The organism is Pedobacter antarcticus, from assembly GCF_900112985.1.
Lineage (GTDB): Bacteria > Bacteroidota > Bacteroidia > Sphingobacteriales > Sphingobacteriaceae > Pedobacter > Pedobacter antarcticus.
Genome location: NZ_FONS01000005.1, coordinates 1 through 19,447, shown reverse-complemented (window position 1 = coordinate 19,447; position 19,447 = coordinate 1). Strand labels below are relative to the sequence as shown.

Below are 19,447 nucleotides of genomic sequence, written 5' to 3'. Positions count from 1 at the left end.
ATTTTTTAAACAAATAAGCCTACGATCAGATCAATGAGTTTGATGCCCACAAAAGGAGCAATAATACCGCCTGCACCGTAAATGAGGAGGTTTCTGCGTAATAAGGCACTTGCGCCAATGGGTTTATATTCGACGCCTTTCAGTGCCAGTGGAATGAGTATGGGAATAATGATGGCGTTAAAAATAACCGCGGACATAATCGCACTTTCCGGACTGTGCAGCCCCATGATATTAAGCTTCTCTAAGGCTGGTATAGATGCAATAAACAGGGCCGGAACAATAGCAAAGTATTTAGCAACGTCATTAGCGATAGAGAAAGTGGTTAACGTTCCCCTTGTGATCAGCAATTGTTTACCGATCTCCACAATCTCAATTAGCTTGGTCGGATCATTATCTAAATCGACCATATTCCCGGCTTCTTTAGCCGCCTGTGTTCCGCTATTCATGGCCACACCTACGTCTGCCTGGGCTAAGGCAGGTGCATCATTAGTTCCGTCACCCATCATGGCGACCAGCTTACCCAAAGCCTGTTCTTCTTTGATATAGTTCATTTTATCTTCGGGTTTGGCTTCGGCAATGAAGTCATCGACCCCAGCTTTCTCCGCGATAAATTTGGCTGTCAGCGGATTATCTCCGGTAACCATTACAGTTTTAACTCCCATTTTACGCAGTCGCTCAAAACGTTCGCTAATACCTGGCTTGATAATATCTTGTAATTCAATTACGCCCATTGCCTTTTCGTTGACCGACACAACCAGTGGTGTGCCACCATTACTGGAGATCATTTTAACCTGTTCGGCAGTGTCTGCAGGGAAAGGGTTTCCTGCCTGTAAAACCATATTCCGGATAGAATCGAATGCCCCTTTGCGAATTCTTCCACCTTCGGGAGTATCCAGCCCACTTGCCCGTGTTTCTGCAGTAAACTTGATAAAGACAGCACCTTCGGGTACAGCCATAATCTTGTGCTCCTGCAATGCTGCTAATTCCAGAATAGACTTCCCTTCGGGTGTTTCATCTGCAAGTGAGCTCATTACACAGGCCTGGATAAAAGCTGCGGAAGTTATACCTGCTGCAGGATAAAAGCTGGTTGCTTTACGGTTACCGATAGTAATCGTACCGGTTTTATCTAAGAGCAATACATCAATATCACCTGCGGTCTCTACTGCTTTTCCAGATTTGGTAATTACATTGGCTCTTAAAGCCCGGTCCATCCCGGCAATACCAATAGCGGAGAGTAACCCACCGATCGTAGTAGGGATCAGGCAAACAAAAAGCGAGATCATCGCGGCAATTGTAATTGGCGTATTAGCGTAATCTGCAAATGGTTTTAGGGTGATACAGACGATGATAAAAACCAGCGTAAAGCTGGCAAGTAAAATAGTTAGCGCGATCTCATTGGGTGTTTTCTGACGGGATGCACCTTCCACCAGTGCAATCATTTTATCCAGGAAGCTCTCTCCGGGCTCTGTATTCACCTGAACCCGGATCTGATCTGATAAGACTTTAGTACCACCGGTAACTGATGATTTATCTCCCCCGGATTCGCGGATTACCGGTGCAGATTCGCCGGTGATCGCAGATTCGTCAATCGTTGCAATTCCAGAGATAATTTCTCCGTCTGCCGGGATCGTATCGCCGGTTTCACACAGAAAAACGTCCCCTTTCTTTAACAGACTGGATGAACGGATAATAATCGTTCCGTCGCTACCCACAACTTTAGCGGGTGTTTCTTCGCGTGTTTTACGTAAAGAATCAGCTTGTGCTTTCCCTCTTGCTTCGGCAATGGCTTCTGCAAAGTTTCCAAACAGCACGGTTAACAGCAGGATAAAAAATATAAAGAAGTTATACAGGGCAGATCCCTGGCCTGTATGGGTAACAGAGTATACTGTTACATAGGCCATAACTAAGGTTCCGATCTCCACGGTAAACATAACCGGATTTTTGATCATCGTCCTGGGGTCCAGTTTAATGAAGGATTCTTTCAGTGCGGTTTGTACCAGCGCCGGATCAAATATTTTATTGGATGAGGTTTTCATATCTCGTATTCTATTTAAGCATGGTAAAGTATTCTGCCAATGGACCCAGGGTCAGCGCAGGAAAATAAGAAAGGGCATTCAGTACTATAATCACAGCCAGCGTCATCAGACTGAAGGTCAGTGTATCTGTTTTTAATGTTCCTGCAGATTCGGGGATATATTTTTTAGCGCCCAGCAATCCTGCTATCGCTATTGGTCCGATAATTGGCAAAAAGCGGCCGAACATCAATACGATACCTGTAGACACATTCCAGAATACATTATTGTCTGCCAGTCCTTCGAATCCGGAGCCATTATTGGCATTGGATGAAGTTATTTCATAAAGCATTTCTGAGAAACCATGGAAGCCCGGATTATTTAGCCAGCTTTTAGGTTGTACAGCCCATGCTGCCTCGCCATGTGTCGTAAAAACATAACTGGCAACAGCTGTACCTGCGAGAATCAGAAATGGACTCAGCAACGCAATTAAAGCGGCAATTTTCACTTCCCTGGCTTCTACTTTATGTCCAAGGAATTCGGGTGTACGACCAACCATCAGTCCGGAAATGAATACGGCGATAATGAGGTAGACGAAATAGTTAAGCAAGCCTACCCCACAGCCGCCAAAGAATGAGTTAATCATCATACCGAGCAGTTGCCATGTACCTGACATTGGCATGGTGCTATCATGCATGTTGTTTACTGAACCAGTGGATATAATAGTGGTCATCGTACTCCAGTAAGCAGAGATGGCCGGCCCGAAGCGAACTTCTTTTCCTTCCATAGCACCGGTTTGCTGGGAAATACCCATTTTAGCCAGCGCCGGATTTCCTCCGAGTTCTGATTGGAGCATAGGAATGAGCAGCAGCAGCATCCCAATGGTCATTACGCCGAAAATCATCCAGGACAATTTCCTTCTGCGAATGAAGTAACCAAAGGTAATAACCAGTGCAAAAGGGATAATACATTGTGAAACCAGTTCTACTACACCGGTCAGGTAATTCGGGTTTTCCAGCGGATGAGTGGAATTCGCACCAAACCATCCTCCTCCGTTTGTACCCAAATGTTTAATGGCAATAAACCCGGCCGCGGGGCCCCTGGAGACGTTTACTGTATCTCCCTGCACTGATATATATTGATCTTTTCCTTCGTAACTGGTCGGTGTACCGTTAAATGCCAGGATTAACCCGACCAACAGGGATAACGGCAGCAATAACCGGGTAATAGATTTGACGAAAAACTCCCAAAAATTCCCGAGTCTTTCAGTAGTACGGTCCCTGAAGGCTTTAAAGAAGATAACACTCGCAGCAATACCTGTTGCTGTACTTACAAACTGAAGAAACATCAGCACAAAATGCTGGGTCAGGTAGGTAACGCCACTTTCACCGGAGTAGTGCTGCAAGTTACAATTGACCACAAAACTGATAATGGTATTAAATGATAGATCTGGCGACATACCCGGATTACCATCTGGATTTAAAGGTAATTTATCCTGATAGATTAATACGAAGAAACCATAGATGAGCCAGACAAGGTTGATAGTTAACAGGGCTTTCATTGCCTGTTTCCAATTCATTTCTTCTTTTGTATTGATGCCGGACAGTTTGAAGATCCCGGCCTCTAAGGGTTTTAGAAAGTCTGTCCAGACTTTTTCTCCGGCAAATACCTTCGCGAGATACCGGCCGAGTGGAATTGCAATAACCAGTGTTAATAGGTAGGTGGCTATTACTCCAAGTAATTCTGTGTTCATAACGTTTAATTAAAATTTTTCGGGTTTGATCAGCACGTAAATCATATAGATAAAGACGCTGATAGCGATAATGAATAATGCAATCATAATTGTCAGATTTTTTCGAACCAGTCGATGGATTTGTAAATGATGAGGCAGAGCAGTAGCAGGGCCAGAAGTAAGATGATGGTGAGCATAGTTTTTGTATTTTCCAGACCTTATCCAATCTGGAGGCCAGAAAACCAAACTTGTATTCAAATACCTGATATACTGTATATTACGTGCCGTATTTTTCTTTTTAGAATTTTTGGGCATAAAAAAACCCTTCCATTTTGGAAGGGTTTTTTTCAATATGAAATTCCTGCTTTATTTTTCGAGCTGATATTCTTCAATCTTCCTATACAAGGTAGTTAAACCAATTCCCAGTAAACGGGCAGTTTCAGTTTTGTTCCCGTGTGTATAGTGCAAAACTTTAACAATATGCTGTTTTTCTACCGCCTGCATATTAAAGGGGTCGTCTGTTGTATGCTCGTTGTGGAATTCATAGGGCAGCAGATGCGCACCCAACTGGCTTTCTTCTGCAAGAATCACTACACGCTCCATCACATTTTTAAGCTCTCTGATATTTCCTTTCCAGTTATGGTTAAGCAGTAATCTTGAAAACTCCTTTTCCATACTAAACTCCGGTTTATTAACCTTTGCCGTAAATTCCCGCAGGTAATGCTGTGCGATAAGCAGAATATCTTCCTTTCTATGAGTCAAAGGAGGCAGTTCTATCGTAAAAATAGATAAGCGGTAATAAAGGTCCAGACGGAAATTACCTTTTTCTGCTTCTTTTTTAAGGTCTCGGTTTGTAGCAGCAATAATCCTTACATTGACTTTACTGGTTTGCGTTGCACCTACTTTGATATAGGTCTGATTCTCAAGTACACGTAGTAATTTAGCCTGCAGATCCATATTCATCTCGCCAATTTCATCCAGAAAGATCGTGCCTTCATCGGCTTCTTCTATCAAGCCTTTTTTATCTTTCACTGCACCAGTAAAGGCTCCTGCGAGATAACCGAAAAGCTCGCTCTCCAGAAGCTCTGGATTGAAACCGCTGCAGTTAACAGCCACGAATGGCTTGCTAATCCGGGGGCTGGTCTGATGAATGGCCTGTGCAAATACTTCTTTTCCTGTGCCTGTTTCTCCCAGCAGCAAAACGGTAGTGTCTGTTACTGCAACTTTCCTGGCCAGATTTATGGATTCGGTAATTGCCCTGGACTTCCCCAGAATGGATTCAAAGCTATATTTTCTGCTAATCTTACTTTCAAGCTCGTATACGCGATAATTAAGTCTCGCCTTATCCATTGCTTTATAAACCAGCGGAATGATCTTATCATTATCATCACCTTTAGTTATATAATCAAAGGCTCCGTTCCGCATGGCCATTACTCCATCGGCAATAGTTCCGAAAGCAGTAAGGTTAATGACTTCTGTGTAGGGCCGGATCTTTTTGATCTCTTTAACGAGTTCTACGCCATTGATATCGGGTAGTTTTACGTCGCTCAGTACCACCTGAATATCCTCAGCTTTCAGGATTTTAAGGCCTTCTTTACCGGTATTGGCCTGAAAAACAGTAAAACCTTCCAGCCCGATAATACGGGCCAGCAGGCTGCAGATTTTTTTCTCGTCGTCTATGATCAGGACTGAATTAGCCATATCTATGGGGGCTTGTTATTGACTCTCCAAATATGGAGATAAAGATGATAAAACCTGGATATAAATGGAGATACCGGATTCGATTTCCTGAAGCAGGATATACTCATCTGCGGTATGTGACCTCGACGATTCTCCAGGCCCCATCTTTACTGCCGGAATTTGCAGCCAGCCCATATCTGAACTGGTTGGAGACATATAGGTCTTCCTGCCGCTCTGCAAGCCTGCTTTCACCAGCGGATGTGTGACAGCGATGTCCGAAGGGTAAAGCACATTTGGCCTGACCGTGATCTCACAAAAGGTATGTTATCTATCACCGTCAGAATTTCTTTCTGTGTATAATTATGATCAAATCTGACGTCCACGACAAAGCTGCACTCCCCGGGAACAATATTATGCTGGATACCGGCATGAACGCCGGTAACGGTAAGCTTTACGGATTCTGGCTGCCCAGGGTCCACTGGAAAATGATACCCGGCAAACCAGTTGATGTCTTTGAGGGCTTTGTAGATCGCATTATCGCCTTCTTCCCTCGCGGCATGTCCAGCTCTGCCGGTACATACACAGTCGAGCACCATCGATCCTCTTTCGGCAACCGCCATCTGCATTCCGGTTGGCTCTCCTACAATAGCGAATGAAACGGGCATCAAATCCTGAAGGATACATTTAATACCGTAAGTACCGGATGTTTCTTCTTCGGCTGTTAATGCAAGGCATAGGTTAAAAGGCAGGTCATGGTCTTCATAAATACAATTTACCATCTTTTAAAACAGGCTGAAAGGGGTCATTCTTGTATTGATCATTAGGCCGGACGGTATCATGATGTGAATTTAACAGGATCAATGGTTTGTCCGGATCAAAAAATCTGTTGTAACACCAAAGGTTATTGTATTTTCTGATCGTCGACAATCCCCGCAGATTAAGAAATGCTTCCAGATGATCTGCGACTGCTTTTTCTTCGCCGCTATAGGAAGGAATCGTAATAATTTCTCCCAAAAGTTTAATGGAATGGGCACATAGCTCTTTTAAGCTGATCTGATTTTTAGTTACCATATTCATGATGAGTGGGTTGAGTTAAACCAGGATTATAATGCTGAAGCATGTCGTGTCCGCTGAAATCTAAAGCCGCGTTGTCGCTGGCAGGGATAAAAAGCATTGCCGTACACAGGCAGTTCGCGCGCTTCTTGCTTTCGAGAATATGAAAGTTTATACAGCCTTTACAACCTTCCCAGAAGGTGCTGTCTTGTGTGATTCCGGAAAAGGCAACCGGCTGAAAGCCTAGTCTGCTGTTCATTTTCATTACAGCTGTACCCGTGGTTATACTGAAGATCTGCCCTTGCCACCCCTGTATTTCTAAAGTCAGGGGATACAATTAATCCGGAATTGGAAATGAAACGTTCCTGTTCCCAAGTTTCAAGGTAAGCAAAACCTACCCACTCTCCTGAACTGGTAACCGCGATAACGGCTTTTCCTTCGCGCATCTTCTGACTGACAGTCTGCGCGCTCCGTTTAGCAATCCCCGTTCCTCTTGCAATAGCTGAAGCTTCTGTTTCACTGATAATTTCAAGGGTATACCTGATATCATTTAATGTGGCAATTCGCACAAATATGATGTGATTGTTCATCTTTTTATGTTTTGATGAACAGGCACCTTTCAAAAGGAATGCCCCCGCTGTCAGAACGGGAACAAAAGAGCTTCAGGAATCTAGAATCGTGGAAAATAAAAATAAACGGTTTATTCGGAGCCTGACAGACCCTTTCATAATGAAAGGCTTCTTCCCATTTTGTTAGCCTGCAGTGATCTGAATTAACCTGCTCCCTGCCCCGTATTCGCTTCGCCCTGTTTCAAATCGTCGTTGTTGACGCCTCTTTTCTTTTTAGGAGCCTGCTGACCGAAATTCATCTTCCCGAAGTTATAGGCAAAGCTGACACCAAATGATCTGAAAGGAACAGAGAATTTACTGCTTTGTGTTAGCGGTCCGCTATTGATATTGGACGTGAAATCTTTATAATCTTTAAAAGGCTGGGTCACATTCAACCCGATTGTTCCACGCTTTTTCCATACTTCCTGTTTCAACCCAACAACCCAAAGGTTAAATGCCGGATTGGTCCCCTGGAAAGTTCTTCTGGCAGAATTCTGCATGAGAAAGGTTTCTGCATTTAAGGTTGGGCTCAATTTTACAGTCCCGCTGACGAATGCATTATATTGTATATAGGTAGACTGTTTACCTTGCTGCAGACTGCTGATAATTTGAGGTTTATAAGTAAATGCATTAATATTCCCTCTTAAGGTGAGGACACCAAATAGCTGGACTGATCCAAATAGGCTAGTACCAATGGAATTGTTATTCCCTACATTCAGAAAATTGGTTAGTGACACGTCGCGGGTTACTTCATTTCCATTATTATCTACAGTTGTAAAAGGTACGGTGCTCACGACGCTCTCAATAATATCGGCTGTCCTGCGATAATAAACTGAGGCATTAATAACGGAGGTTTTAACAAATGTGGAATAGTTCAATTCTACCGTTTGCGCAATCTCTGGTGATAAGGCCGGATTTCCCTGGCTTTGATTCAATGGGTCACTGGTGTTTCTGAATGGATTCAAATATTGTAAGCTAGGCCGCTGGATCCGTTTACTGTAGCTCAGCTTTATAGTTTGCGATGGACTTAGTGCTTTTGAAATGGCTAAACTGGGTACAAAATTGGTATAGTCGTTTTTAAAGGGCGATAGTCCGACACTGGTATTTCCAGAGTTCCCGTCTATCCTGGTGTTTTCTACCCTTGCGCCTGCCTGGATGGTAATGCCGTTGCTCAGGCTCGTAGTCAGTAATCCATATCCGGAATAAACGTCTTGCCCATAGTTATAGGTGTTTGAGGTATTGGCATTAAATATATACTGGCCTGATTCATCCGGGTTAAAAAAGTCATAATCGCTTTTAATCTTTCTGATAATGGTCTTGGCACCGGTTTCAATTTTAAAGACTTTATTCAGCGGCAATACATAATCGGCCTGAACGGTATATTCATTGTTCGTTCCCAGATTTGTTGCACGCTGATTCTGCGTAAATGCGGAATATTCTGACAAATAATTCACATCGTTAGTTCCATGCGTCCATTGTCCGGCAATGCTTAATTCTTCTCCTTCTCTTTTGAATTTATGTGTAAAGTCGTTATTCCAGTCAAAGTTGGAAAAGCTATTCTTATTGTTGTTAGTGGCTGTATAATCAACAGTTCCCTGTGATGGTGAATAATTACTGTTAATCGTATTTCCGTTATTTTCAAATGCACCTCCACGGGTACTGAATGACGAAGAGAAGCTGTCATTATCATTAAAATCATAACCCAATGAGGCAGAACCACTCAAAAAATGGCGTTTCGAAGTGCTTTCACCCGTCGATGATGACGAGGTACCCAGTTCTGAATTCTGGCTGCTAAAGGATGAATATGTGGTTTGCGGCCAGGCTGAATTATAACCTACGTTCGCAGTAATGCTGAGTTTATTTTTATTAAAATTCAAATTTGCATTTTCATTGTTCTGTCTGTTTCCTACTCCGGTACTGACAGATCCGCTAATTCCGGATACGTTTTTCTTTTTAGTGATAATATTAATGATCCCTGCTGATCCTTCTGCGTCATACTTGGCGGAAGGAGCGGTAATGACCTCAATATTTTTAATCTGATCTGAGGGCATAGATTTTAACACATCTGCCGCATTTGTAGTGAGTGCCCCTGAAGGCTTACCGTTAATGAGTATCCGTACATTCTGACTGCCACGCAAAGCAACATTCCCATCCATATCTACTGAAACCATAGGAACTTTACGTAGAATGTCGGTCGCATTTCCCCCGGAGCTTGTCACATCTTTCTCGGCATTAAAAACCAGTTTATCAATCCGATTTTCAATCAATGCCTGTTGTCCGGTAATTTGAACGGCAGCCAGCATATTGGCATTTGGAGAAATAATGATCTGCCCAACGTTCTTATTTGGTTTCCCTGTCGATAATATCAGTCCCGATATTGTCTTCCGGCTATATCCCACGAAATCTATTTGTATCCGGTATTCTCCGGGTGGTACATTATTTATTTTGAAATTGCCCTTGGTATCTGTTAGCCCTCCGTTAACAGGAGCCGAAGCTCCGTTCTTAAACAGGCTGATGGTAGCATAATCTACTGGTTTCTGATTCAAGGAGTCTATAACGATACCGGAGACGGTGCCACCTGCAGCAGCGCCGGCCGGAGCCTGACCACGGACATAAAATGCTCCTGTCATCAGGAATATAAAAACCAATGCGAACCTTAGCGGCGATTTCATTAGGTTATTTAAAATTTCAATTGTTGCTTTACTCCTTTTAGTTTCCATTTTTAGGGTCTTTGGGAACAAATCAAAGAAATTATAAGATGTCAAATTTTGATTATAGACGGTTTAATCTAAAAAATCGACCAAATACAAGTTTAAACCGATGAGCAATAGATAATTTCGGCCATTCTATCTATAAAACAACGCCCTGTGTCTAATGTGCTTTATATGCCGGGATAAATGCTCCATATTTGTTTTACATGAGTATAGCAGATAAAGGCATCATGAGAAAACTTCCATCCATCCACTACTTTATAGGTGTGGCCGGGCTTGCATTAATGTTCTTTCCACTGACCTGGCCACTTAAACTACCCCAGGAATTTTGGGTAAAGCAAATCCTAATCTATCTGGTATGGGCTGGCTTGTTTTATGCCAATTTCTTTTATTTCACCCCTAAACTATTATACAGGCACAAAATAGGGTTCTTCGTTATATTGGTCATTTTCACTTTGTTTGCAGTTGTTTTTTTCAGCAATTGGGTAGACAGTTTACTGGGACTGCCGCAAGCCATGGAAAAATTGTTCAGCTCAATCGGACACAAGCCTTCCAACAAAGATGATCATACAGGAAACTATATTAATATCATTACTGCCATGGTGGTCTACGGAATAAGTACGGTAATTTCCCTCTCCAAAAAGATGCAGACCGATCAACTGGCTTTTCAGGTGACAGAGCGCGAAAAGATTATTTCCGAGCTATCATTCTTAAAGGCACAGATTAACCCTCATTTTTTCTTCAATACGCTTCATACGATTTACGCCCTCGCGGATAGCAACACCGGCACAGCCAAAGATGCGATCTACACATTGTCTCATATGATGCGTTATGTTATCTATGACACTAAAAACGACCTCACAAACCTGAATAATGAGATCAAATTTGCTGAAGACTATATCACCCTGATGAAGCTAAGGCTTGCGGGTGATGTACAGATCATTTTCGAAAAACAGGCCAATATGAAAAATTACGATGTGGCACCTATGCTGCTGCTGCCTTTTATCGAGAATGCATTTAAACATGGGATTAGCACACTTCATCCAAGTTATGTCTATATTGATATATCCCAATCTGAGCAAACAACTATAATAGAAATTAAAAATTCTGTTTTTGAGAAAAGAAAGCATTTGGAAGAAAGCAATGGCATTGGGATAGTTAATACCAAAAGACGATTGGATCTCTTATACCCTGGCAAGTACACCTTGAATGCAGAGAATAACATTACGACCAAGGAATATACGGTTACTTTAACACTGGATTTCAAATGAAAATTAATTGTATAGCCGTTGATGATGAGCCTTTTGCTTTAAGCCTGATCACTTCCTACATTAAACAGACGCCTTTCCTGCATCTGATTGGCGAGTACACAAACGGCGTTGAAGCGCTAAAAGCCATTCATGAGCAACCAGAGATACAGCTGATATTTCTGGATATCCGAATGGCCGACCTTTCCGGTATAGAACTGGCAAGGATCGTCGAGCAAACGGGAAAAAAGAAGAACCTGAGAATTATATTCACTACAGCCTACGACCAGTATGCTGTTGAGGGATTTAAAGTGGATGCACTGGACTATTTGCTGAAACCTTTCAATTTCGTAGACTTTTCTAAAGCGGCAACCCGCGCATATGATTACTTTATAATGCTTGAGCATTCCCTGAATCCAGCAAGTACATTAAATAACGCCAGACAGCCTGAGAAAAACTATCTGTATCTCAAGGTTGACTATCAGCTGGTAAAAATAGACACCGGTGACATCTTATATATTGAAGGGCTTAAGGATTATGTAAAACTGTTTTTGAAAAGTCAGGATAAGCCGCTGCTCACCCTGACCAGCCTGAAGGGTCTAGAAGAAAAATTAAGTGGTTTATCCTTTTTAAGGATTCATCGCTCATTTATTGTCGCAGTTGATCAAATTAAATCGGTCACCAAAAATTCGGTGCAGATCGGAAATACAACAATACCGGTAACAGACCAGTATAAGGACGGATTTACTGCCTTGCTGAAAAAGTGGTCCTGAGATGTAGAAGTTCAGGCTTATGTGTATCTGGTGTATACAAAAAGCGCCTGTTTTCTTACGAAAACAGGCGCTTTAATACTTTAATACCAGCGGACCGGACGGGACTCGAACCCGCGACCTCCGCCGTGACAGGGCGGCATTCTAACCAGCTGAACTACCGGTCCGTTTTCAATAGCGAACGGGCAAAAATGCTTTTGATTCGTATCGTGGTGCGAAGATATTGGTAAATATCCTAAAAACAGCTTTAAAATGCAGCTATTTCAAACATTCCTTATAAATCATTGAAAATGAGCAATTATTTTTTTGATGTCGAGTACAAATTTTATTCAGAAGGGTAAAAAACTGAATTAATTCTGACTAAAGAAGAAAGAGTAATTGGTATTGATCGACACGCTGGATCGGTTGATTTGTTGCACAAATAGTAAAAATGGCGACTAAACTAATGAAAAGTATTTTCCGTAAGCTCGAGGACTCATACCAGTTATTTTCTTGAATGTTTTGGAAAAATGGGAAAGGCTTTCAAACCCGGTCATTTTTGCGATTTCTGTTTGTTTTGCCCCTGAGCTCATAATCAGGTACTGAGCCCGCTCAATCCTCTTTTCAGTAATGTATGCCAATGGACGGGAACCGGTATACTGCTCGAAAAGCCGGGAGAAATATTCTGAATTCAGGTGGATCCGTTCAGCCAGGTACTTAACAGAAAGCGAAGCCTGGAGGTTCATTACAATGTAACTAATGGTATCAAGTATTTTTACAGGAATGTGTCCACGTTCTCTTTGTGCAATTATTTCGGGCGACGTAAATCTGGCAACCAATTGTAACAAAACCCCCTGGGTTTCCAGAAACTGATTAGTATTTTGCTGCATATTTAGTTCTTGATATTCCTTATAATAGATGTTCTTTTCGTAAATTTTCGGATCGTCTGAGCGGTTAATGCCGCGTCCCGGATTGATGAGCTTAAGCCGCTCAAAATTTAATATATCAACAGGGTTAGCCTCCACCTTGAATATTGACCTATTTGACGCAAACAGTGATTTCCCATCCGAGGTCTCCTCAAAAAACTGCACAAAATACTGCTCCAGGAAGGTTTCACAAGATAAATTGCACAAGGTAAAACTAGGTATAATGTACAGGAAGCCTGGTTCCAGTCTCAGTTTTTTTTCAAAATGGGATATTTCTCCTGTTCCAGAGCTAATGTAATAAATGCGGTGGTAAGGACTGATCACATTCTTATAATTCTACTTTTTGTCCAATAATACCAGATCTACATTCATCAGGGAAAAACTGTGCGTAAGTATGCGTTTGATCATAGTTCTAAGCAACAAATATCTAAAGGTCTGTTTTCAGTAAAAAGAGGTCTGTTTTTGTCTAAAATAAACAAAATCTGAAGAATTATATTTGAGAGTTGAAAATACTGACCATCAATTGTCAGATTGCAAGTATTAAAAACCAAGTATATAACTGATGAAAAGAAGAACATTGATCAAAGGCGGTCTCTCTGGGCTTGCCGCCTTATGCGCCTCAAGAACTTTTGCACAGGCACAGTTGCTGGATTTCCTCCCGACTACTGATAAAAAAACTTTCCTGCCTAACTGGGATTCCTTGGAACAATACCAGGTTCCCGACTGGTTCAGGGATGCTAAGTTTGGTATTTGGGCACATTGGGGGCCGCAATGCCAGCCAGAGCGCGGCGACTGGTATGCACGCGGGATGTATGAAGAAGGCAGCGAGCAATATAAATACCATTGCGATAAATACGGACATCCGTCGGAATTCGGTTTTAAGGACGTTATAAACGAATGGAATGCCGAACGCTGGGATCCTGAATACCTGGTTGGCCTGTATAAAAAAGCAGGAGCAAAATATTTTATGGCGCTGGCCAACCATCATGATAACCTTGACCTGTATGACAGTGAGCATCAAAAATGGAACTCTACTAATGTTGGACCAAAAAAGGATCTGATGGCCGGATGGGCCAAAGCGGCAAAAAGACAAGGCTTGCCACTTGGGGTAAGTGTTCATGCAGCGCATGCTTGGAGGTGGTACGAAAACGCCCAACTCTCAGATAAAAAAGGCGCATTGACCGGGGTTCCTTATGATGGCAAGTTAACTGCCGCCGACGGGATTGGAAAGTGGTGGCAGGGCTATGATCCGCAGAAATTGTATGCCCAGAACCACCCTCTAAGTCAAAACAGCAAAGACGACGGGTCTATTCATGGCCAATGGAATTGGGGCAACGGCGTGTATCCCCCTTCAAAGGAGTACTGTGATAATTTTTACGACCGCACCATTGACCTAATTGATAAATATAATCCGGAGTTGGTTTATTTCGATGATACGGCGCTACCGCTCTGGCCGGTCGATGATGCAGGATTACGTATAGCAGCACATTTATATAATAAGAGTGTTAAGAAGCATGGCAAAGCAAACACCGTGATTTTCGGGAAAATTCTGGATGAGCAGCAGCGTAAATGCATGGTATGGGATATTGAACGCGGGCAGAGCAACGCCATAGAGCCACTGCCATGGCAAACCGACACCTGCCTCGGCCAATGGCACTACGACCGCCGGATCTACGACAATAACGATTATAAATCTGCAAAAACAATCATTCATACCTTGGTTGATGTCATTAGCAAAAACGGAAACCTGATGCTCAACGTCCCATTACGAGGCGATGGTTCAATTGACGATAAGGAACTGGATATTGTCGAGGAAATCGGCAGATGGATCGCCATAAATGGTGAAGGTGTATATGGGACGCGCCCATGGAAAGTATTCGGCGAAGGCCCAGCCATGGAATCTGCAGCTCCATTGAGCGCCCAAGGCTTCAATGAAGGCAAAGGAAAACCTTTCGGATCTTCAGACATCCGGTTTGTAAAGAAAGGAGCAATACTCTACGCAACCCTACTCGGATGGCCTGAAAATCAAAAGGCAGTAATTAAAACATTGAAAGCCGGGGCATACGGAAAAGTAGCAAAAGTCAGCATGTTGGGCCATAGTAATAAACTGGATTTCAGTCAAACCACTGACGGTCTAAACGTTAGCCTCCCTGAGCGGCCCAGCGAAAACATTGCCTTTGTCTTAAAACTGGAAGGATCTTTTGTATAAATGCACGGATACTCAGGCTCCTATCGTATCCATACACGCCCGGATGAAATACCTGTGGCGAGATATGTTTTATCAGCTATGTGAGATGCATGATGGGCACTTCTGGAAAATGAAAAAAGCCTGCAATCATATGATTTGCAGGCTTTCTAGTTTATTTGACGTCTTGTCTTGCGGACCGGACGGGACTCGAACCCGCGACCTCCGCCGTGACAGGGCGGCATTCTAACCAGCTGAACTACCGGTCCGTTCTCCCTTTCGGGAATGCAAATATAGGAATGATAATTGCATTTCAAAATTAGTATTTCAATTATTTTTGAAAAAACAGCTAACTAATTAAGCTACAGAACCCTCTTTCATCTTTTCTGCATTTTCAGCAAATTGCAAAGCATCTATCAGCTCCTGCACACCCCCATCCATTACACCATTCAAGTTATACAAAGTTAAACCAATACGGTGATCGGTTACCCTGCCTTGCGGATAGTTATAGGTTCTGATCTTTGCAGAACGGTCACCTGTGGATACCATCGTCTTCCTTCTGGATGCGATATCCCCGTTTCTTTTCTGCAATTCGATATCATATAGCTTACTTCTCAGCATTTCCATTGCAATCTCACGGTTACCCAACTGAGAACGTTCCTGCTGACAAACCACAACCATTCCTGACGGCCTGTGGGTTAACTGAACTTTAGTTTCTACTTTATTTACGTTCTGTCCACCAGCACCACCTGAACGTGATGTTTGCAGGTCAATATCCGCGGGGTTCAAATAGAAGTCAATTTCTTCTGCCTCGGGTAATACAGCAACCGATGCAGCTGATGTATGCACACGCCCCTGTGTCTCTGTATCCGGAACACGTTGCACGCGGTGAACGCCAGATTCATATTTAAGCTGTCCATAAACATCTTCACCGGACACTTTCATGATGACCTCTTTATAGCCTCCTGCAGTACCTTCGGTGACGTCTACAACTTCTATCTTCCACCTTTTTTGTTCAAAGAACCTGGTATACATACGGAATAAATCTCCAGCAAATAACGCCGCCTCATCTCCACCTGTACCACCACGAATCTCAAACACCGCATTCTTAGCATCTTCAGGATCGACTGGTATTAACATTAAACGTACACGTTCTTCCAGTTCTTCCTGTTGCTTAAGCAAAATATCAAGCTCTTCTTTAGCCATATCACGCATTTCAGCATCTTTCTCCGTAGTCAGGATCTCCTTATTAGCCTCAATGTTACTCATGATGTTTTTGTAGATTTTATATTCATCTACAATTTTGGTCAGGTCTTTATATTCTTTATTAAGCTGGGCGAACCGCTTCATATCCTGCATAGTATCAGGATTGCTTAATTGTTCTTCAACATCCTCCCAGCGGGTTTTTATAGCTTCTAATTTTTCTAACATAATATTTTATTCAGCAGATAATTGCCTCATTCCATTCTTTCGGGTTTAATAAGATCGTATCTTATGGGAAAACCGTTATTATTATTGGATAGACAATTGATTTTTATAGGATTACAAAATTAAACAAAATCATCTAATTTTTATTTGCTTTTTCATGGAGCTCAACGAGATGCTGCTGGTCTATTGGTTCAAAAAACTCCAGGCGAAGCTCTTCTCCATCAAATACAGCATAGGAATTGAAGGTAAACCATTCGCCTATGTTTATATAAAGGCTGTTATCTTTAAGTTTTATATTTAAGGGAAGGTGTCTATGCCCGTAAATAAAATAATCATAATGCTTTTTCTGCAGAACCTCCCTTGAATGTACAGCCAGCCATTCATTTTCTACGCCCAGATAAACCTCTTCAACCCGCGTATTTACAATTCGGCTCTGGCTCGACCAGCCTGTCGCTATTCCAAGACCTATTCTTGGTGGCAGTATTGAGAAAAGCCAGCGGCATACCGGATTCCGGAATATTTTGCGCAGCATCCTATAATTTGAATCTCCGGGCCCTAAACCGTCTCCATGGTGCAGATAAAATTTCTTCCCTCCTCTTTCCATCTCCATTTCATCACTGATAATGGTAATGCCCATTTCAAGGGTAAAATAATCCTCTACCCACATATCATGATTACCCTTAAAGAAGTATATTTTGATACCTGAATCTGACATGTGCGCAAGTTTACCCTGCAGCCTGATAAATCCTTTGGGAACCACTGTTTTATATTCAAACCAGAAATCAAAGATATCCCCCATCAGAAATAACTCCGAACAGTCCGGTTCAATATTATTCAGCCAACGGACAATCCGGTCTTCACGGATCCGGCTTTCTTTATGATTAGGTGAGCCCAGGTGGAAATCTGAAGCGAAATATATTTTTTTTGCCATCAATAGGTCAAAGATACCAACGATTATGCTTTTTTGAATAAAAAATTATTTCCTCCTATTGCAAGAAATTGCAGCTATTTGACGATTAATACGATCATTTTGGTCAGGTTTACAAAAAGCACCTTATATTTACCACCAAATCCACACAATATAGAATCATTACAAACAATTTTCGTAAATTCGCCACAAATTTAAATACATGATTTCTACAGATATAGCCATCATTGGCGCAGGCCCCGTAGGTTTATTCGCCATCTTCGAAGCAGGTTTATTAAAAATGCGTTGTCATTTAATTGATTATCTTCCTCAGGTAGGCGGACAGCTTTCTGAAATTTATCCTAAAAAACCTATATATGATATCCCGGGTTATCCAAGTGTCCTGGCGCAGGAACTGGTTGACAACCTGATGGAACAAGCTAAACCTTTCCACCCTGGTTTCACTCTGGGTGAGCGTATCGAAAGCCTGGAAAAACGCGGTGAAGCAGATTTCGTAATGACAACCAACATGGGTACAGTCATTGAATCTAAAGTTGTAGTTATAGCTGGTGGTCTAGGTTGCTTTGAGCCTCGTAAACCTGCTGTTGCCGGACTGGAACAATTCGAAAACGGTCGCGGGGTGAATTATATGATCCTGGATCCGGAAAAATACAGAGGACAGAAAATGGTTATCGCCGGTGGCGGTGACTCAGCACTGGACTGGACTATTTTCCTTGCCGATATTGTCGATGAACTGACTTTGGTACACCGCAGCGAAAGCTTCCGGGGTGCACCTGATTCCGTGAATAAAGTAATGGAACTTGCTGACAGCGGGAAGATTAATCTGATCCTGAACAGTAACCTCAACTCTGTTTCTGGAAACGGTAAGCTGGAAACAGTAGAAGTGGTGCACAACCGTAGTCTGGAAGTTACTAATATTAATGCAGATCATTTGATCCCTTTATTCGGATTAAGTCCTAAATTAGGCCCAATCGAACAATGGAACCTTAATATCAGTAAAAGTGCAATCGAAGTGAATACGGAAGATTACTCTACAAATATTGAAGGTATTTACGCTATTGGTGACATCAATACTTATAAAAACAAATTAAAACTGATCCTTTGCGGATTTCATGAGGCTGCTTTAATGAGCCACAGCGCTTATCAGTATATGAATCCTGGTGTTAAATACACTATGAAATATACTACTGTGAATGGCGTTGCTGAATTTTAAAAAATGGAAGAAAATAATATAACAGTACACGTACAAAATCCTGACGGCACCCTTACTTCACTGGAAGCTCCGGTTGATATGGGATTAAGTTTGATGGAATATTTAAAAGCGTGTGAATATGATATCCTTGCCACTTGTGGCGGAATGGCGCTATGCGCAACTTGCTGTGTAGATGTGTTGGAAGGTGAAGAAAAGCTGAATGAAATGACAGATGACGAATACGCCATGCTGGATACCTTACCAGATCTTCTGCCCAACTCAAGGTTGGCTTGCCAGCTACAGCTTAACCCTGCAATGGACGGGCTGATAGTTAAATTACACGGCACGTAAAATCCACGAAATAATAATACAGGAAAGCCCCTGCATACTTATGCAGGGGCTTTCTTTTTAACCGGACAACCGGTGATATATGATTAAAGACGGTTACCTTCCGGATCCGCCAGTCCTTTTTTGATTGTGAATTCTACGTATGCACGATCTCTTTTTAACAGTTCCATCAGTTGTTCTACTAACTGCTCTTCCTGCCCGGGAACAAATTGTAAATTTTCTTTAGCCAGATCTCTGTATTTTCTGAGTACTTTGATTTTAACTCTTTCTGCACTTTCAGGAGTGAATGTAAAGCTTGCCATAATAATTTCTTTGCTGCAAAAATAGAAAAAAAAACAGCACATCCCCCATCCGTTAGAGCAGGAAGTCAATATTCATATACAGACACGTATCCAGTTCTGTTCATTTGCTTTTTGAGCCGTCAAACATCAAATATATTTTATATTTTCATGTTCCTTAAACCATTAAAAACCAAATCTATAGAATGGCAAGATTAAATCTTCTGGAAGAAACGCGTTTTGAAAAACTGCCCGTTTCTGTATTTGATAATCCGGCAACTGCATCTGTCAACGTAGCCAGGCGTATTGCCGGAATCATCCGCGACAAACAGGAAAAGCAGGAAAAGGCAGTGATCGGACTGGCCACCGG

18 protein-coding genes and 2 tRNA genes are annotated in these 19,447 nt (G+C 42.2%); 5 read left to right on the top strand and 15 right to left on the bottom strand.

Going from position 1 to position 19,447, the window contains the following annotated elements:
• Nucleotides 1–5: 5 nt before the first annotated feature.
• The 9 genes from kdpB to BM192_RS11595 all read right to left on the bottom strand — a co-directional run bounded on the left by kdpB (nucleotide 6) and on the right by BM192_RS11595 (nucleotide 9,805).
• Nucleotides 6–2,036, bottom strand: a complete 2,031-nt coding sequence (gene kdpB / locus BM192_RS11625) for a potassium-transporting ATPase subunit KdpB (protein WP_037442020.1) — start codon at nucleotides 2,034–2,036, stop codon at nucleotides 6–8.
• A gap of 10 nt (nucleotides 2,037–2,046) precedes the next feature.
• Nucleotides 2,047–3,765: a potassium-transporting ATPase subunit KdpA gene (gene kdpA, locus BM192_RS11620; protein WP_037442021.1), complete on the bottom strand. Its 1,719-nt coding sequence runs from the start codon at nucleotides 3,763–3,765 to the stop codon at nucleotides 2,047–2,049.
• Between the two features lie 9 nt (nucleotides 3,766–3,774).
• Nucleotides 3,775–3,852 (bottom strand): potassium-transporting ATPase subunit F, encoded by a 78-nt coding sequence (locus tag BM192_RS21355; RefSeq protein WP_139218443.1) that lies wholly within the window; start codon nucleotides 3,850–3,852, stop codon nucleotides 3,775–3,777.
• Between the two features lie 258 nt (nucleotides 3,853–4,110).
• Complete coding sequence (locus tag BM192_RS11610) at nucleotides 4,111–5,445, bottom strand: sigma-54-dependent transcriptional regulator (RefSeq protein WP_037442023.1); 1,335 nt, start codon at nucleotides 5,443–5,445, stop codon at nucleotides 4,111–4,113.
• Nucleotides 5,446–5,460: 15 nt separating this feature from the next.
• Entirely contained in the window at nucleotides 5,461–5,676 is a 216-nt protein-coding gene (locus tag BM192_RS21290; protein WP_316931002.1) for a M20/M25/M40 family metallo-hydrolase, read from the bottom strand.
• Nucleotides 5,673–6,203 carry a peptidase dimerization domain-containing protein gene (locus tag BM192_RS21285; protein ID WP_316931003.1) on the bottom strand — a complete coding sequence of 177 codons (531 nt, stop codon included), beginning with the start codon at nucleotides 6,201–6,203 and terminating at the stop codon, nucleotides 5,673–5,675. The genes BM192_RS21290 and BM192_RS21285 overlap by 4 nt, the downstream gene beginning before the upstream one ends.
• A complete protein-coding gene (locus BM192_RS21280; RefSeq protein ID WP_316931004.1) occupies nucleotides 6,184–6,501 on the bottom strand; it encodes a zinc-binding metallopeptidase family protein in 318 nt (105 codons plus the stop codon). Before BM192_RS21280 ends, BM192_RS21285 begins: the two co-directional genes overlap by 20 nt.
• Nucleotides 6,502–6,659: 158 nt before the next feature.
• Nucleotides 6,660–7,067 carry a GNAT family N-acetyltransferase gene (locus BM192_RS11600; protein ID WP_051759983.1) on the bottom strand — a complete coding sequence of 136 codons (408 nt, stop codon included), beginning with the start codon at nucleotides 7,065–7,067 and terminating at the stop codon, nucleotides 6,660–6,662.
• A 182-nt stretch (nucleotides 7,068–7,249) separates the two neighbouring features.
• Nucleotides 7,250–9,805 (bottom strand): TonB-dependent receptor, encoded by a 2,556-nt coding sequence (locus BM192_RS11595; RefSeq protein WP_051759985.1) that lies wholly within the window; start codon nucleotides 9,803–9,805, stop codon nucleotides 7,250–7,252.
• Between the two features lie 197 nt (nucleotides 9,806–10,002).
• Between BM192_RS11595 and BM192_RS11590 the strand changes: the two genes are divergently transcribed.
• Both BM192_RS11590 and BM192_RS11585 read left to right on the top strand, forming a co-directional pair.
• The gene (locus BM192_RS11590) at nucleotides 10,003–11,067 is read left to right on the top strand and encodes a sensor histidine kinase (protein WP_051759987.1); all 1,065 of its coding nucleotides are present in this window, start codon (nucleotides 10,003–10,005) and stop codon (nucleotides 11,065–11,067) included.
• Nucleotides 11,064–11,816, top strand: coding sequence for a LytR/AlgR family response regulator transcription factor (locus BM192_RS11585; RefSeq protein ID WP_037442024.1), 753 nt, complete (start codon nucleotides 11,064–11,066; stop codon nucleotides 11,814–11,816). Before BM192_RS11590 ends, BM192_RS11585 begins: the two co-directional genes overlap by 4 nt.
• 90 nt (nucleotides 11,817–11,906) lie before the next feature.
• On the opposite strand, the gene BM192_RS11580 is transcribed toward BM192_RS11585, so the two are convergent.
• Both BM192_RS11580 and BM192_RS11575 read right to left on the bottom strand, forming a co-directional pair.
• Nucleotides 11,907–11,980, bottom strand: a tRNA-Asp gene (locus BM192_RS11580).
• A gap of 270 nt (nucleotides 11,981–12,250) precedes the next feature.
• The gene (locus tag BM192_RS11575; protein WP_201771391.1) at nucleotides 12,251–13,042 is read right to left on the bottom strand and encodes a helix-turn-helix domain-containing protein; all 792 of its coding nucleotides are present in this window, start codon (nucleotides 13,040–13,042) and stop codon (nucleotides 12,251–12,253) included.
• A 238-nt stretch (nucleotides 13,043–13,280) separates the two neighbouring features.
• Between BM192_RS11575 and BM192_RS11570 the strand changes: the two genes are divergently transcribed.
• Complete coding sequence (locus BM192_RS11570; RefSeq protein WP_037442025.1) at nucleotides 13,281–14,927, top strand: alpha-L-fucosidase; 1,647 nt, start codon at nucleotides 13,281–13,283, stop codon at nucleotides 14,925–14,927.
• 171 nt (nucleotides 14,928–15,098) lie between these two features.
• Here the strand turns inward: BM192_RS11570 and BM192_RS11565 are convergent.
• From BM192_RS11565 to BM192_RS11555, 3 genes are all read right to left on the bottom strand, one after another.
• Nucleotides 15,099–15,172, bottom strand: a tRNA-Asp gene (locus tag BM192_RS11565).
• An 88-nt stretch (nucleotides 15,173–15,260) separates the two neighbouring features.
• The gene (prfA, locus tag BM192_RS11560) at nucleotides 15,261–16,334 is read right to left on the bottom strand and encodes a peptide chain release factor 1 (RefSeq protein ID WP_037442026.1); all 1,074 of its coding nucleotides are present in this window, start codon (nucleotides 16,332–16,334) and stop codon (nucleotides 15,261–15,263) included.
• 133 nt (nucleotides 16,335–16,467) lie between these two features.
• Nucleotides 16,468–17,262, bottom strand: a complete 795-nt coding sequence (locus BM192_RS11555) for a UDP-2,3-diacylglucosamine diphosphatase (protein WP_037442027.1) — start codon at nucleotides 17,260–17,262, stop codon at nucleotides 16,468–16,470.
• A 199-nt stretch (nucleotides 17,263–17,461) separates the two neighbouring features.
• On the opposite strand from BM192_RS11555, the gene BM192_RS11550 reads away from it, so the two are divergent.
• Together BM192_RS11550 and BM192_RS11545 are read left to right on the top strand one after the other, a co-directional pair.
• Entirely contained in the window at nucleotides 17,462–18,472 is a 1,011-nt protein-coding gene (locus BM192_RS11550; RefSeq protein WP_037442028.1) for an NAD(P)/FAD-dependent oxidoreductase, read from the top strand.
• 3 nt (nucleotides 18,473–18,475) lie between these two features.
• Nucleotides 18,476–18,802: a 2Fe-2S iron-sulfur cluster-binding protein gene (locus tag BM192_RS11545; protein WP_037442030.1), complete on the top strand. Its 327-nt coding sequence runs from the start codon at nucleotides 18,476–18,478 to the stop codon at nucleotides 18,800–18,802.
• 83 nt (nucleotides 18,803–18,885) lie between these two features.
• On the opposite strand, the gene BM192_RS11540 is transcribed toward BM192_RS11545, so the two are convergent.
• On the bottom strand, nucleotides 18,886–19,101 hold the full coding sequence (locus BM192_RS11540) for a hypothetical protein (protein WP_037442032.1): 216 nt from the start codon (nucleotides 19,099–19,101) through the stop codon (nucleotides 18,886–18,888).
• Between the last annotated feature and the right edge of the window lie 346 nt (nucleotides 19,102–19,447).